This is a genomic window from Caulobacter sp. CCNWLW153 (assembly GCF_036889365.1).
In the GTDB taxonomy this organism is placed as follows: Bacteria; Pseudomonadota; Alphaproteobacteria; order Caulobacterales; family Caulobacteraceae; genus Caulobacter; species Caulobacter radicis.
In genome coordinates, this window is record NZ_JBAKFV010000005.1 from 42,803 (window position 1) to 55,140 (window position 12,338).

The following is a 12,338-nucleotide window of genomic DNA, read 5'->3' on the forward strand; positions in this document are numbered from 1 at the left end:
CGAACCTACGACCAGCCGGTTAACAGCCGGCTGCTCTACCACTGAGCTACCGCGGAACAGGTCGCTCTCTGTCGAGGAGGCGGTTGATAGCGGCCGCTGCGACTCGACGCAAGACGCATGAACGTCGCATCGAAAACAAAAGCTTATGTTCTTGTGGAGGAATTTCTCGGCGAGGCGACTTCGACGGATCGAAGGAAGAGTGGCTCCGCGGGTAGGATTCGAACCTACGACCAGCCGGTTAACAGCCGGCTGCTCTACCACTGAGCTACCGCGGAACAGGTCGCTCTCTGTCGAGGCGCGGTTGATAGCCGCCCGACTGACTCGGCGCAAGCGCCTTCTGACAAAAAAACAGCCCGGCCAGAAAGCCGGGCTGTGAAAAGTTGAGTGATGGTGGGGCGCCTTCAAAAGAAGACGTCCACAGGCTCGCCAATCATGGTTAACGAGACCCTAATTTGAGCCCGACTTGCCAAAAGGTCGCAGGCCGAGCCGCCCGGTCGCGGCAATGTGTAACGGCGATACGCCGCTCCCTTCCCGCGACGCGACTCGGTCGCTAAAGCGTTCATGATGAACGAACCCGACGACCAGTGGTCCGTCACGCTCCAGCGCGGCGTGGCCAGCCTCGACTTTACCGTGACCCGCGACCCGACCGTCGGAACCCCGGTGATGACGGGCGCGCTGGGCGACGTGCGCGGCGCCCGGGCCCTGGTCCAGGCCGCCGCCCTGGCCGCCGTGGAAGCCGACCGCTGGGTGGCCACCGGCGCCGGCGACGTTCCCATCCCGCGTGACCTTGTGCTGACCCGCCGGGACCTGGCCAACGCCAAGGCGGCCGAACCGCCCGGCAGCGCCACCTCGCCGTTCACCGCCGGCTATGCGGCCGTCTATCGCCTGGAGCTGGCCCGCCTGCTGTGGTCGGCGATCTCGGACGCCCCCGCCCGCCGCCTGGAAGAGCTGGCGCGACGCATTCCGTCCTGAGGCCTCAGAACCGCCGCCACACGGCCAGGACCGCGCCCCGCTCGCGCAGGGCGTTGCGACCCGTGGCCGTGCCGACGGCCCCGGCCTGCACCGACCAGCCGGCCGGTAGGTCGTAGACGGCGGTGAGCTGGAGGTTGCGATAGCGGTAGGCCTCGAAGACCCCCTGCCCCGCGCCCGCCGAAGAGACATCGAAGACCTGGGCCAGCAGCATAAGCCGGTTGCTCGGCCGGCCGCCGATGGTGACATCCAGGCGTCGCTCGTCCGGCGCATCGCCCTCGCGACGACGAAGCCCCGCCTGCAGGTCGAGAAAGATCGGCCGTCCCGCCAACTTGCCGCTCTTCCCAAGCAGGAAGCGCGCGTCGTACTCGGCGTCGGGCGATCCACGCTGGGCCGCACCCGGATCGCCGTCGCCGCCCGGCAGCCGCACGGCGCTTTCGCTCGACAGCACCCAGGTCTTGCCCGACAGGATCTGGTAGCGCGCGGCCAGCTCCACGTGGCCAGGTTCGGTGTCGCGGGCGTCGCGCGTGCGCAGTCGCCGGACGGAGCCCTGGGCCCTGACGGTCAGACGATCCGACAGGCCGTATTCGGCGAAGGCCTGCAGCTCGGTCTTGCGATAGTCGACGATGTCGACCGCCTCGCCGTCGAGATCGAAGCCGTGCGTGCTGTCCTGGCGATGCAGGCTGACGATGATTTCCTTGTCGCCCTTGCCTTGCGTCCAGGCGGCTGCCTGGCTCTTGCCCGCCACGCCGAGCGGAATCGCCAGCGCCATCCAGGCGAGCATCATCGATCGTCGCGCCATGCCACCCCCACACGACCGGTTCGCGAGGATAGAAGCACAAACTATCGCATAAGATGTATATGATTTTATGAGATTGACTCGCAACAACAGTCGAAATAGACCTTGTTGCGATCAATTCTCAAATCCGATGTCGGGTTTCCTCCCCTCACCCACATCGACTGCGTCCGGCGGGGCTCCCCTCCGCCGGACGCCTTTTCCCGCCCGGAGCCCTTGATGAGTTGCGCCTGCGGACTGGACCTCGATTTCGAAGACACCGGCCCGGAAGGCCTGGCCCGCGGCGAGCGGCTCCTGTTGTGGGGCGTTCGCACCTGGGCCGCGCTGCGCCTGCAGGGCCAGCCGGCCGACGCCACGATCAGGACCGCCTTCGCCCGCGCGGCCTCGCCCCGCACGGCCTCGCTGTTCCTGCAGACGATGATGCTGATCGAGGGCGAACTGGTGCGCCCGTTGCAGATCCAGTGTCCGCACTGCGTCGGCTACGCCATCGACGAACAGAGGCTGGTGACGGCCTGCGGCCTGGCGGCGGCGGCCCCGGGGCTTGCCTCACGCCTGCTGTCGCCGCTGGTGGCGCGCCCGGACGTGACGGCGGTGCTGGCCCGCGCCCTCAATCACGCCATGGCGCTGGACGGCGCGCCGCTGCCCGTTCGCATGGGCGAACCGGCCGAGGATACGCGGCCGATGCAGACCGCGACGCTGCACTAGGCCCTAGACGGCGACCTCGAACCGCATGCCGTCATAGGCCGGCTCGACGCCCGCCGGCAGCCTGGCGGCCAGGGCGTTGTAGTCCAGGTCGATGTGCAGGTTGGTGAGCACCGCCCGCTTGGGCTGGGCGCGCTCAATCCAGGACAAAGCCCGCTCGACATTGGCGTGGGTGGGGTGCGGGATCCAGCGGAGGGCGTCGACGATCAGGACGTCGAGCCCCTCCAGCACCGGCCAGCTTTCCTCGGGGATCTGCAGCGCGTCGGGCGCATAGGCCACGCCGCCGAAGCGGAAACCGGCGGCGCGGATCTCGCCGTGGTCGACATCGAAGCTGGTGACAGGGATCCGGCCGCTTGGCCCCTCGACGCTCCAGCCCTGACCGTGCGGCGGCAGGTGGCGCGCCTCGCAGATGGCCGGATAGCCGCCCTTGGTCTCGAAGACGTAGCCGAAGCGCGCCAGGAGGCCGTCATAGGTCGCCGGATCCATGTAGGTCGGGATCTTGAAGCGGTGATTGAGGAAGAACGGGCGCACGTCGTCGATGCCGTGGGCCTGGTCGGCGTGGTCGTGGGTGAAGAGGACCGCGTCTATGCGCCCTGCCCCGGCCCGCGCCGTCTGCAGGCGCAGGTCCGGCGAGGTGTCGACCAGCACGGTGGTGTCGCCGCGCGGATCGCCGCCCGACAGCCGGCGCACCAGCATCGAGCAGCGCGAGCGGTGATTCTTCGGCTCGGCCGGATCGCAGTCGCCCCAATTGCCGTCAGCGCGCGGCACCCCGCCCGAGGAGCCGCTGCCGAGGATGGTGAACTCGAGCCGGTCGCCGGTCATGGACGCGGGATCTGGTCGAACAGGGCGAAGAAGGCGTCTTCGGAGCGCTTCTCGGCGTCGGCGCGGGTCCAGCCGCGGATCTCGGCCAGCTTGTCGACGATGTGCGGCAGGTGGGCCGGCTCGCAGCGGCGGCCACGCATCGGCACGGGGGCGAGGTACGGGCAGTCGGTCTCGACGATGATCCGGTCCTCCGGCATGTCGCGGATCACGGAGCGCACGTCCTCGGCCTGCTTGAAGGTGGCGATGCCCGAGACCGAGAACCAGGCGCCCAGAGCGGCGGCCCGGCGGGCGAGCTCTGCGCCGCTTGTGTAGCAGTGCATCAGGATCTTGAAGGCGCCCCTGGCGTGCTCCTCCTCCAGGATCTGGCCCATGACGTCGTCGGCCTCGCGGGTGTGGACCACCAGCGGCAGGCCCGTCTCGCGGGCGGCGGCGACGTGCTGCTTGAACACGGCGGCCTGAACGTCGCGCGGCGAAAGGTCGTAATGGAAGTCGAGCCCGGTCTCGCCGATGCCGACGACCTTGGGCTTGCCGGCAAGCTCGACCAGGTGGGCGCTCGTCAGGTCGACGTGATCCTTGGCCTCGTGCGGGTGAGCACCGACCGTGCACCAGATGTCGGCCTCGGTCATGGCGATGGCGTGGACGGCCGGGAAGTTGGGGATCTTGTCGCAGATGGTCAGCATCATTTCGATGCCGGCCTCGCGGGCGCGGGCGATGACCGCGTCGCGATCCTCGGCGAACTGGGGCGCGTGCAGGTTTACGTGGCTGTCGATGAGCATGCGGTCAGATGGAGGCCTTCGCCGCGGCGCGCAAGTCCGCAATCGCCGTCCAGAACACGTCGGCGCGGTCGAGGTTCACCGCCTCGGCCTCGATGGGCCAGCGCACCAGGCGCTCCCAGGCGGCGGCCCAGCGGTCGAGGCCGGACGGCGTGCGCTCGCCGGCCATGCCGACGGCCATGGCGTGGATCTGGTCGGCCAGGCGCTCGAACAGAAGCTCGAAGCGGGCCTGGCCCTCGGCGCCCTTGAAGGTATCGGCCAGGGCCAGCAGAGCGGCCTCGTCGATCTCGGGCAGCTTGCGCAGGATCTCGCCGGCGGTGTCGTCTGCCTCCAGGGCCTTGGCGGCGGCCAACTGCAGGGCCTTGCCGGGCGCGCCATGGGCCATCCGGCCCAGGCGTTCGGCCTGGCGGCGGTCGAGGCCCAGGCGGTGCTCGACCATGTCGGCGGCGCGCTCGACGCCGGGCGCGGGCACGGCCAGGCGGCGGCAGCGCGAACGGATCGTGGGCAGCAGCTTGCCGGGCGAATGGCTGATCAGCAGGATCACCCCGCGCGGCGGCGGCTCCTCCAGCGTCTTCAGCACCGCGTTGGCGGCGTTGACGTTGAGGTCGTCGGCGGCGTCGATGATCGCCACCCGGTAGGGCGAGGTCGCCGGCGAGTTGGCGAAGAAGCCGGGCAGCAGGCGGGCCTCGTCGACGGGGATCGACTTGCGGGCCTTGCCGTCGTCGGTGGCGCGCTCAAGCACCATCAGGTCGGGGTGCGAGCGGGCGGCGACCTGGCGGCTGACGAAGTCGGACGGGGCCGAACCCAGCGCGCCGAACGACTTGTCCTCCCGCGCGCCCAGCAACCGGCGGGCCATGCGGTAGGCCAGCGTGGCCTTGCCGACGCCCTCGGGGCCGGTCAGCAACCAGGCATGGTGCAGGCGCCCGCGCCCCAGAGCGTCGAGGAACGACAGCTCGGCCTTCTCCTGGCCGTCCAGCGAGAAGACGTCGCGGGGATGCGGAGGGGCGTCGCTCATGCCAGGTCCAGCCGTTCGCCGACGGCGGCCCAGACCGCGCGCGAAACCTCGTCGATCGAGGCGGTGGCGTCGATGACCGCGCAGCGCTCGGGCTCGCGGCGGGCGATCTCGAGGAAGCCGGCGCGCAGGCGCTCGTGGAAGTCGAGACCCTTGGACTCGAAGCGCGCCGCCCCGCCCCGGGCGGAGGCGCGTTCGAGGCCCACGGTCGCGGGCAGGTCGAAGACCAGGGTCAGGGCCGGGATCGTGGCGCCCAGCACGTGCTCTTCCAGGCTGGCGATCAGCGAGGCGGGCGCGTCGCCGCCGGCGCCCTGATAGGCCCGGGTCGAATCGGCGAAGCGGTCGCAGACGACCACCGCCCCGCGCGCCAGGGCCGGACGGATCACCCGCTCCACGTGGTCGCGGCGGGCGGCGTACATCAGCAGGGTCTCGGTGACCGGCGACCAGCGATCGGCCGCGCCGTGCACCAGAAGCTCGCGGATCGCCTCGCCGCCGGGACTGCCGCCCGGCTCGCGGGTCAGCACGACCTCGCGGCCCAGCGCCTCCAGGCGCTGCACCAGGAGGCGCACCTGGGTGGATTTGCCGGCGCCCTCGCCGCCTTCGAAGCTGATGAACGTTCCGCTGGCCATCGGCCTCAAATCGGCCGGAACGCCCGCCTTGTCCAGACCCGCTTAGGGCCTCAGCACCGTGGCGTCGCCAAAGCCCAGCGAAGCGACGCGGTCGCGGACGCTCCAGGCCAGGCCCTCGTCGTCGCCGGCGCTGACCAGCACGCGATAGAGCGTGCCGCCCGAGCGCTCCATCGGCTCGACGGTGACGCGCCCGGCCGAAGACAGGCGCTCGGCGGCGCGTTCGGCGTTGTCGCGATTGGCGAAGCTGCCCGCCTGGACGCGGTAGGCGCCCGACGGCGGGGCGGCGACGGTGACGATCTCGGGCTCGCGCGGCGGCGGGGCCACTGGCGGACGGTACGGCGCGACCGGCGGCGGCTTGACGGGAGCCGAGGCGTAGCGACGGGGCTGGTCGGCCGCGCTCTTCGGCGCGGGGCCGATGTAGCGCACGCGCACCTTGGCCAGGCCCTTGCCGCGATAGCCGAGCTCGTCGGCGGCGGCCTTGGACAGATCGATCAGGCGGTCGCCGACGAACGGCCCGCGGTCGTTGACCCGCAGGCGCATCTTGCGGCCGTTCTCGAGATTAGTGACCTCGACGATGGACGGCAGCGGCAGCGTCTTGTGCGCCGCCGAAGGCAGGTCCATGTCGAAGACCTCGCCGTTGGCGGTGCGGCGGTTGTGGAACTGCTCGCCGTACCACGAGCCGGTCCCGACCACGTCGTAGTTCGGATCGGCCTTCGGATAGTACCATATCCCCTTGATCTGATAGGGCTTCTCGGTGCCGCGCAGGCCCTGGCCGTAACCGGGCGGCGGCGGGCCGTGATACTCGCGATCGGGCGTGGACTTCGGAACGCCCTTGGCGATCGGCAGCCGCGGCGAAGGCGTGGCGCAGGCGGCCAGGCCCGCGGCGCCCAGCGCCACAAGGCCCAGGACCTTCAGCGCCCGGATTTCAGATCTGTGCTCGCGCCGCATACGTCGCCAAAACTCCGGATGGTTCGTCCCCCATCATGGTTTCAGCTTCGTTCAGATGTTTTTAGGCTTGGTTAAGGATGCCTGCGACAGATCGCTCTGGAGCCGAAGCACGGGCGCTGATATAGCCGCCCGCTCCGGGCAGGTGGCCGAGTGGTTTAAGGCAGCGGTCTTGAAAACCGCCGTGGGTGAAAGTCCACCGTGGGTTCGAATCCCACCCTGCCCGCCACGACCTCGTCGTCTTGGCCATGCTATCCCGGCGGCATGACCCTTCGCCTCCCCCTCCGCTCAGCCGCCTTCGTCGCCGCGCTCGTCTGCGCCGCGCCGGCCGTGGCCAACGACACCTCGGCCGAACTGGCCGCCGGCGGGCTGGTGGTCGACAAGGGCGCGCCGCGGAACCTGGTCAGATTCTGCGCCGATGGCGTGAAGAAGATCGGCCCGACGCAGTTCGAGGTGCGCCGGAAGAACTGGCGGCCGGAGAAGGACTTGCAGATCCTGCTGCTGGAGCGGCGGGAGCCGTAGGGGCAAATGAAGCCCTCTCTCTTTGAGAGAGGGTCCCCCTACCCCAGCCTCGCCAGGATCTCGTCCGTCCGCGTCACCACCGCGTACTCGCCGTCGAGGTTGGATAGGCTCATCAGGTGCCACTCCTCGGCATCGCGGACGACGCCTTCGAGGTCGGCCTTGTCGAAGGTGAAGCAGGCGTCGGCCGGCACGGCGACGTCGAAGCCCAGGCAGGCGGCTGAGCGCACGGTGGCTTCCACCGAGTTGTTGGTGGCCACGCCGACCACGACCAGGTGATGCACGTCGCGCAGGCGCAGCCAGCGCTCCAGCCCGCTGCCGGCGAAGGCGTCGGGGACGTTCTTCTCAAGGCGGTGCTCGGACGGCAGGGGCTCAAACCTTCCCTGGAACTCGCAGTTGGACGAGCCCGGCCAGAACGAGCCCTCGGGCGAGCGGCTCATATGGCGCACATGGACCACCGGCAGGCCGCGAACCCGCCAGGCGTGCAGCAGGTGGGCGGCGTTGTCCTCGGCCTCGAGGTTGTTGCGGGGCCCGGTGTTCTCCGGGAGCATGCCGCGCTGCAGGTCGATGAGGATGAGGGCCGTGGCGTTCATGGCCAAAGCTTGCTTCGGCGCCCCGCCCCAAGCAATGCCCGCGACGCCGAAGTGTGAAACTCTGGCGTCGAGGGCCCGCCCAAGGTAACCAACGGCCCTTTCCCGCCCTTCGCGTTCCACGGCCCAAGATCCCTAGCTCATGACCGACACCATCTCCGCCGCCGTTTATGGCTTCCCCCAGCGCGAGGTGATCGAGACGCCGCGCGGCGCCGTACAGACCGCGCCGACCGTGCCGGGCGCTCAGCCGCTTGAAGGCCTGGCCGACGCCTCGCTGGACGCCTTCGTGGTCCTGGCCCCGGCCGGCGCGGTGGAACGGCGCTACGTGCTGGCCCAGGCCCTGCGGGCGCTCAAAGCCGGCGGCCGCCTGACCGTGGCCGCGCCCAAGGATCGCGGCGGCCTGCGCCTGAAGAAGGAGCTGTCGGCCTTCGGCTGCACCATCGGCGAGGACGCCCGCCGTCACCACCGCATCTGCGTGACCCTGCGCCCCGAGGCGCCGACGGGCCTGACCGAAGCCCTGGCCGAGGGCGCGCCGCGCCGCATCGACGGCGAGGGCCTGTGGACCCAGCCCGGCGTGTTCAGCTGGGATCGGCTCGACACCGGCACCGCCCTGCTGATGCAGGCCCTGCCCGCCTTCTCGGGCGCCGGCGCGGACCTGGGCTGCGGCATCGGCGTGCTGGCCCACCAGGTGCTGGCCTCGCCCAAGGTGACCAAGCTTGCTTTGGTGGACATCGACCGCCGGGCGCTGGACGCGGCGCAGCGCAATGTCGACGACGCGCGGGTCAGCTTCTCGCACGCCGATATTCGCCTTGGCCTGCCGGAGCTTTCCAATCTCGACTTCGTGGTCTCCAACCCGCCGTTCCACGAGGGCGGCGGCGAGGACAAGGCGCTGGGCCAGGCCTTCATCCGGGGCGCGGCGGCGCTGCTGAAGAAGGGCGGCGTGCTGTGGCTGGTGGCCAACCGCCACCTGCCCTACGAGGCCGTGCTGGCCGATCACTTCACCCGTGTGAAGCCCGTGGTCGACCAGGAAGGCTTCAAGGTGCTCGAGGCCGTGAAATGACCAAGGCGCTGATGGCGCGGCTGGACCGGCTGCTGGCCAATCTGGGCTATGGCGCGCGGCGCGAAGTCCAGGCCCTGGTGGCGGCCGGCAAGGTGACCTTTGACGGCGCGCCGCTGAAGGACGCCGGCAAGCGCATCGCCGTGACCGCCGACCTGCCCCAGCATCTGTTCGTTCGCGGCGTTCCGATCGATCCGCCCGCGCCGCTGGTGCTGTTGATGAACAAGCCGCTGGGCGTGGTGTGCTCGCACCGGGAGGACGGGGCCAAGATCTACGACCTGCTGCCGCGCCGCTGGCAGATCCGTGACCCGGCCCTGTCGAGCGTCGGGCGGCTGGACAAGGACACCTCGGGCCTTCTGCTGATCACAGACGACGGCGACTTCCTGCATCGGGTGATCTCGCCCAAGCGGCATGTGGCCAAGACCTATCTGGCCAACCTCGACCGGCCGCTGTCGGGCAAGGAAAGCGAAGCCTTCGCCAGCGGGACGCTGATGCTGGAGGGCGAGGAAAAGCCGCTGCTGCCGGCGCAGCTGGACGTGGTGGACGACAAGACCGCCCGCCTGACCATCACCGAGGGCCGCTATCACCAAGTGCGCAGGATGTTCGCGGCCATGGGCAACCATGTGGTCGCGCTGCATCGCGAGCGGATCGGCGGCATCACCCTGCCGGCCGACCTGGAGCCCGGCAAGCACCGCATCCTCACCGCCGAGGAAGCCGAGCAGGTGTTTTCGTGAACGACATCGAGGTCGACGCGCGCGGCCATCGCTGCCCGGTGCCGACGCTGCGCCTGCGCCGGGCGCTGGAGCACGCGCCGGCCGGGGCGACGGTGCGCCTGCTGGCCGACGACCCGCTGGCGCGCATCGACGTGCCGCATTTCGCCCGCCAGCTGGGCGCGACGCTGGAAGGCGTCGAGGACCTGCCCTCGGGGGCGATCAGCTTTCGGGTGACGAAGGCGCCTTGAGGGCGATGGCCTTGGGGCCGTCGACCAGGGCCTGGGGGCGCTCGTCCAGCGCGATCTCGACCTCGGTGGCCAGGGCGCCGCCGAAGAACACCGCGTTCACGCTCCACGACAGCCAGATCAGGAAGATGATCACGGCCGAGATCGAGCCGTAGGTCGCGCCCAGATGAGCCACCTTCTCGACGTAGAAGGCGCTGGCCCACGACATGAAGACGCAGAACAAGCCCGCCGCGAAGCCGCCGGTCAGCGAGGCGCGCCAGCCGACGGGCTGGCGGGACATGGCGTAGCGATAGATCAGGGTCATGCCCACGATCAGGCCCATGGTCGCCCAGGTCCACTCGCTCTGGATCCAGGACACCCCTTCCAGCGGCCGCAGGTTCAGGGTGCTGGAGAGCAGTCGGAAGGTCAGGAACACCCCCGACATCAGGAACAGCAGGCCGAAGGCCGCGATCAGCACGAACAGCGCCATCAGGTTGAAGCCGAAGAAGCCGCGCTGGTCTTCCTCGTCGTGGATGAACGACAGGCCGGCCAGCAGGGCCTTGAAGCCGCGATGGGCGGCATAGACGCCGATGACCAGGATCACGAGGCTCTGCAGCGAGACGGTGTAGACCGGCGCATGGGCCAGGCGCTGCATCTCGCTCTGGAAGATCGGCCGCGCGCCCGTGGGCATCATGAAGGCCAGGGCGTCGGCCTGCCGGGCCGCGGTATTGGGGTCGAGGAGCAGGCTGTAGAGCCCGATCAAAATGGCCAGGCCCGGAAATACCGCCAGCAGGGCGAAGAACGAGACGCCGCCCACATAGAGCATGACGTCGCGCCCCCAAAGCCTGGAGAGGGCCAGGCCGAGAACGCGAAGGATTTCCTGAACCCAGTGGATCGGGTCGAGATCGAGGTCTCGCCAGCGAATGGGGGCCTTGGGGGGCTGCATTCGGCGGAAACTGCCCCCGGCCGTCCGGTGAAGCAACCCTTGGACGGCGACGCTCTCGATAAAGTCGCGCTATTCCAGATGGTCAAAGACGCGCCGCCTCAGGGAAAGCGACGCGTCTCCGCAGGTCTTGCCTGAACCGGTCGTCGCATCGAGGGACGGGTTGGCGCGGCGGCCGGTCACAGTTCGAAGGTAGGATTCGCCGCCTGAACCGCATCTGAACGCGGTTGTCAGCTTGCGCGGGGGTAGCGAAACCCTCGCCCTTCGACAGGCGCAGGGTGAGGTCTTCTAATGCGCCGCCTGCGCCTTGATCCTCATCCTGAGCTCGTCGAAGGACGAGGATCACACAGGACGACTACAGCGCCCCCACGGCCTCCAACGCCGCAATGGCTTCGGGATCGAAGCCCCAGTCGCCGAGCGCGGCGGCGTTGTCGGCGCCGATCTTGGGCGGCGGGCCCTGGATCACGCCGGGCGTGGCCGAAAAGCGCGGCGCGGGGGCGGGCTGGACGACGCCGGCGACCTCGACGAAGGTCTCGCGGGCCTTGTTGTGGGCGTGGCCGGGCGCCTCGTCCATCGACAGCACGGGGGCGAAACAGACGTCCGTGGCGTCCATGATCTCGCACCACTCGTCGCGGCTCTTGGTCGCGATGACGGCGGCCAGCTTCTCGCGCAGGGCCGGCCAGTCTTCGCGGCTCATCTGGGCCTGGAAGTGCGGATCGGTGATGCCGGTCTTTTCCAGCAGCAGCAGGTAGAACTGCGGCTCGATCGAGCCGATCGACACCCACTTGCCATCGGCGCACTGGTAGGTGTCGTAGAAGTGGGCCCCGCCGTCGAGCAGGTTGCTGCGCCGGCCCTCGCGCCACATGCCCATGGCCTTGAAGCCGTAGAACATGGCCATCAGCGAGGCCGCGCCATCGCTCATGGCGCAGTCGATGACCTGGCCCTGGCCCGTCTCGCGGGCGTGGATCACCCCGGCCAGCAGCCCGAAAGCCAGATAGAGCGCGCCGCCGCCGAAGTCGCCGACGAGGTTCAGCGGCGGGACCGGCTTGTCTTCCGTGCCTATGGCGTCCAGCGCGCCGGTGATGGCGATGTAGTTCATGTCGTGGCCGGCGGCCTTGGCGTAGGGCCCCGTCTGCCCCCAGCCGGTCATGCGGCCGTAGACGAGCCTGGGGTTACGGGCCAATGCCGCGTCGGGACCCAGTCCCAGCCGCTCCATCACCCCGGGCCGGAAGCCCTCGAACACCGCGTCGGCGGTCTCCATCAGCTTCAGGCAGGTCTCGACGGCGGCGGGCTGCTTGAGGTCCAGCGCCACCGAGCGGCGGCCGCGGGCGGTGACGTCGGCCGGCGAGGAGCGGCCCGAGCCCTTGCGATCGATACGCACGACATCGGCGCCCAGGTCCGACAGCAGCATGCCGCAGAACGGTCCAGGGCCGATCCCGGCGAACTCCAGCACCTTCAGCCCCGACAGCGGTCCCTGGCCCATCGCTTCCTCCCGTTTCGATCTCGTTGGAGGCAGTAGGACCCGGTTGACGCCCGGTCAGGCAAGCCCGGGTCAAATCGCCTGTCGACAAGGTAAAGACTGCGACCACGCATCCCTTTGCCGCACCCTCGCCTCTGCTATGTTGGCTCGCGAATCGAAGGCCT

Annotated in this window: 15 protein-coding genes and 3 tRNA genes (1 of these 18 cut by a window edge); 7 read left to right on the top strand and 11 right to left on the bottom strand. The window is 69.6% G+C overall.

From position 1 onward, the window contains the following. Window positions 1-56: transfer RNA gene (locus V6S85_RS09470), tRNA-Asn, on the bottom strand (it extends 119 nt beyond the left edge of the window). 144 nt (window positions 57-200) lie between these two features. Beyond that, window positions 201-275, bottom strand: a tRNA-Asn gene (locus V6S85_RS09475). A 289-nt stretch (window positions 276-564) separates the two neighbouring features. On the opposite strand from V6S85_RS09475, the gene V6S85_RS09480 reads away from it, so the two are divergent. Further along, window positions 565-972 carry a hypothetical protein gene (locus V6S85_RS09480; RefSeq protein WP_116564758.1) on the top strand — a complete coding sequence of 136 codons (408 nt, stop codon included), beginning with the start codon at window positions 565-567 and terminating at the stop codon, window positions 970-972. Between the two features lie 4 nt (window positions 973-976). On the opposite strand, the gene V6S85_RS09485 is transcribed toward V6S85_RS09480, so the two are convergent. Further along, window positions 977-1,771 carry a hypothetical protein gene (locus tag V6S85_RS09485; RefSeq protein WP_334348798.1) on the bottom strand — a complete coding sequence of 265 codons (795 nt, stop codon included), beginning with the start codon at window positions 1,769-1,771 and terminating at the stop codon, window positions 977-979. Between the two features lie 213 nt (window positions 1,772-1,984). On the opposite strand from V6S85_RS09485, the gene V6S85_RS09490 reads away from it, so the two are divergent. Further along, window positions 1,985-2,470 carry a hypothetical protein gene (locus V6S85_RS09490; protein WP_116564498.1) on the top strand — a complete coding sequence of 162 codons (486 nt, stop codon included), beginning with the start codon at window positions 1,985-1,987 and terminating at the stop codon, window positions 2,468-2,470. Between the two features lie 3 nt (window positions 2,471-2,473). Here V6S85_RS09490 and V6S85_RS09495 read toward each other — a convergent pair whose 3' ends face one another. From V6S85_RS09495 to V6S85_RS09515, 5 genes are read right to left on the bottom strand one after another with little or no spacing between them, the layout of a single operon-like run. Next, entirely contained in the window at window positions 2,474-3,289 is an 816-nt protein-coding gene (locus V6S85_RS09495) for an MBL fold metallo-hydrolase (protein WP_334348799.1), read from the bottom strand. Further along, window positions 3,286-4,065 carry a TatD family hydrolase gene (locus tag V6S85_RS09500; RefSeq protein WP_116564502.1) on the bottom strand — a complete coding sequence of 260 codons (780 nt, stop codon included), beginning with the start codon at window positions 4,063-4,065 and terminating at the stop codon, window positions 3,286-3,288. The genes V6S85_RS09495 and V6S85_RS09500 overlap by 4 nt, the downstream gene beginning before the upstream one ends. A gap of 4 nt (window positions 4,066-4,069) precedes the next feature. After that, the gene (locus tag V6S85_RS09505; protein ID WP_116564504.1) at window positions 4,070-5,077 is read right to left on the bottom strand and encodes a DNA polymerase III subunit delta'; all 1,008 of its coding nucleotides are present in this window, start codon (window positions 5,075-5,077) and stop codon (window positions 4,070-4,072) included. Beyond that, window positions 5,074-5,703 carry a dTMP kinase gene (tmk, locus tag V6S85_RS09510; protein ID WP_334348800.1) on the bottom strand — a complete coding sequence of 210 codons (630 nt, stop codon included), beginning with the start codon at window positions 5,701-5,703 and terminating at the stop codon, window positions 5,074-5,076. Before tmk ends, V6S85_RS09505 begins: the two co-directional genes overlap by 4 nt. 42 nt (window positions 5,704-5,745) lie before the next feature. Beyond that, the gene (locus V6S85_RS09515; protein WP_334348801.1) at window positions 5,746-6,651 is read right to left on the bottom strand and encodes a septal ring lytic transglycosylase RlpA family protein; all 906 of its coding nucleotides are present in this window, start codon (window positions 6,649-6,651) and stop codon (window positions 5,746-5,748) included. Between the two features lie 136 nt (window positions 6,652-6,787). Between V6S85_RS09515 and V6S85_RS09520 the strand changes: the two genes are divergently transcribed. After that, window positions 6,788-6,877: transfer RNA gene (locus tag V6S85_RS09520), tRNA-Ser, on the top strand. Between the two features lie 35 nt (window positions 6,878-6,912). After that, window positions 6,913-7,170 (top strand): DUF4424 family protein, encoded by a 258-nt coding sequence (locus V6S85_RS09525; protein WP_334348802.1) that lies wholly within the window; start codon window positions 6,913-6,915, stop codon window positions 7,168-7,170. 38 nt (window positions 7,171-7,208) lie between these two features. On the opposite strand, the gene V6S85_RS09530 is transcribed toward V6S85_RS09525, so the two are convergent. Further along, window positions 7,209-7,760, bottom strand: a complete 552-nt coding sequence (locus tag V6S85_RS09530) for a cysteine hydrolase family protein (protein WP_116564512.1) — start codon at window positions 7,758-7,760, stop codon at window positions 7,209-7,211. 139 nt (window positions 7,761-7,899) lie between these two features. Between V6S85_RS09530 and V6S85_RS09535 the strand changes: the two genes are divergently transcribed. Genes V6S85_RS09535 through V6S85_RS09545 form a run of 3 tightly spaced genes read left to right on the top strand, consistent with a single transcriptional unit; the run spans window position 7,900 to window position 9,775 of the window. Further along, entirely contained in the window at window positions 7,900-8,817 is a 918-nt protein-coding gene (locus tag V6S85_RS09535; protein WP_334348803.1) for a class I SAM-dependent methyltransferase, read from the top strand. Further along, window positions 8,814-9,548, top strand: a complete 735-nt coding sequence (locus V6S85_RS09540) for a pseudouridine synthase (RefSeq protein ID WP_116564516.1) — start codon at window positions 8,814-8,816, stop codon at window positions 9,546-9,548. The genes V6S85_RS09535 and V6S85_RS09540 overlap by 4 nt, the downstream gene beginning before the upstream one ends. Then, complete coding sequence (locus tag V6S85_RS09545) at window positions 9,545-9,775, top strand: sulfurtransferase TusA family protein (protein WP_116564518.1); 231 nt, start codon at window positions 9,545-9,547, stop codon at window positions 9,773-9,775. The genes V6S85_RS09540 and V6S85_RS09545 overlap by 4 nt, the downstream gene beginning before the upstream one ends. On the opposite strand, the gene V6S85_RS09550 is transcribed toward V6S85_RS09545, so the two are convergent. Next, window positions 9,747-10,697 (bottom strand): YihY/virulence factor BrkB family protein, encoded by a 951-nt coding sequence (locus V6S85_RS09550; RefSeq protein WP_101717409.1) that lies wholly within the window; start codon window positions 10,695-10,697, stop codon window positions 9,747-9,749. The genes V6S85_RS09545 and V6S85_RS09550 overlap by 29 nt on opposite strands. Before the next feature lie 352 nt (window positions 10,698-11,049). Further along, window positions 11,050-12,177 carry a CaiB/BaiF CoA transferase family protein gene (locus V6S85_RS09555; protein WP_334348804.1) on the bottom strand — a complete coding sequence of 376 codons (1,128 nt, stop codon included), beginning with the start codon at window positions 12,175-12,177 and terminating at the stop codon, window positions 11,050-11,052. Between the last annotated feature and the right edge of the window lie 161 nt (window positions 12,178-12,338).

Bases quoted from the DNA above. Each gene is read 5' to 3' on its own strand.
- V6S85_RS09480 (WP_116564758.1), top strand. From the start codon at position 565: ATGAACGAACCCGACGACCAGTGGTCCGTCACGCTCCAGCGCGGCGTG.
- V6S85_RS09535 (WP_334348803.1), top strand. From the start codon at position 7,900: ATGACCGACACCATCTCCGCCGCCGTTTATGGCTTCCCCCAGCGCGAG.
- tmk (WP_334348800.1), bottom strand. From the start codon at position 5,703: ATGGCCAGCGGAACGTTCATCAGCTTCGAAGGCGGCGAGGGCGCCGGC.
- V6S85_RS09485 (WP_334348798.1), bottom strand. From the start codon at position 1,771: ATGGCGCGACGATCGATGATGCTCGCCTGGATGGCGCTGGCGATTCCG.
- V6S85_RS09490 (WP_116564498.1), top strand. From the start codon at position 1,985: ATGAGTTGCGCCTGCGGACTGGACCTCGATTTCGAAGACACCGGCCCG.
- V6S85_RS09495 (WP_334348799.1), bottom strand. From the start codon at position 3,289: ATGACCGGCGACCGGCTCGAGTTCACCATCCTCGGCAGCGGCTCCTCG.
- V6S85_RS09540 (WP_116564516.1), top strand. From the start codon at position 8,814: ATGACCAAGGCGCTGATGGCGCGGCTGGACCGGCTGCTGGCCAATCTG.
- V6S85_RS09505 (WP_116564504.1), bottom strand. From the start codon at position 5,077: ATGAGCGACGCCCCTCCGCATCCCCGCGACGTCTTCTCGCTGGACGGC.
- V6S85_RS09555 (WP_334348804.1), bottom strand. From the start codon at position 12,177: ATGGGCCAGGGACCGCTGTCGGGGCTGAAGGTGCTGGAGTTCGCCGGG.
- V6S85_RS09525 (WP_334348802.1), top strand. From the start codon at position 6,913: ATGACCCTTCGCCTCCCCCTCCGCTCAGCCGCCTTCGTCGCCGCGCTC.
- V6S85_RS09530 (WP_116564512.1), bottom strand. From the start codon at position 7,760: ATGAACGCCACGGCCCTCATCCTCATCGACCTGCAGCGCGGCATGCTC.
- V6S85_RS09500 (WP_116564502.1), bottom strand. From the start codon at position 4,065: ATGCTCATCGACAGCCACGTAAACCTGCACGCGCCCCAGTTCGCCGAG.
- V6S85_RS09515 (WP_334348801.1), bottom strand. From the start codon at position 6,651: ATGCGGCGCGAGCACAGATCTGAAATCCGGGCGCTGAAGGTCCTGGGC.
- V6S85_RS09550 (WP_101717409.1), bottom strand. From the start codon at position 10,697: ATGCAGCCCCCCAAGGCCCCCATTCGCTGGCGAGACCTCGATCTCGAC.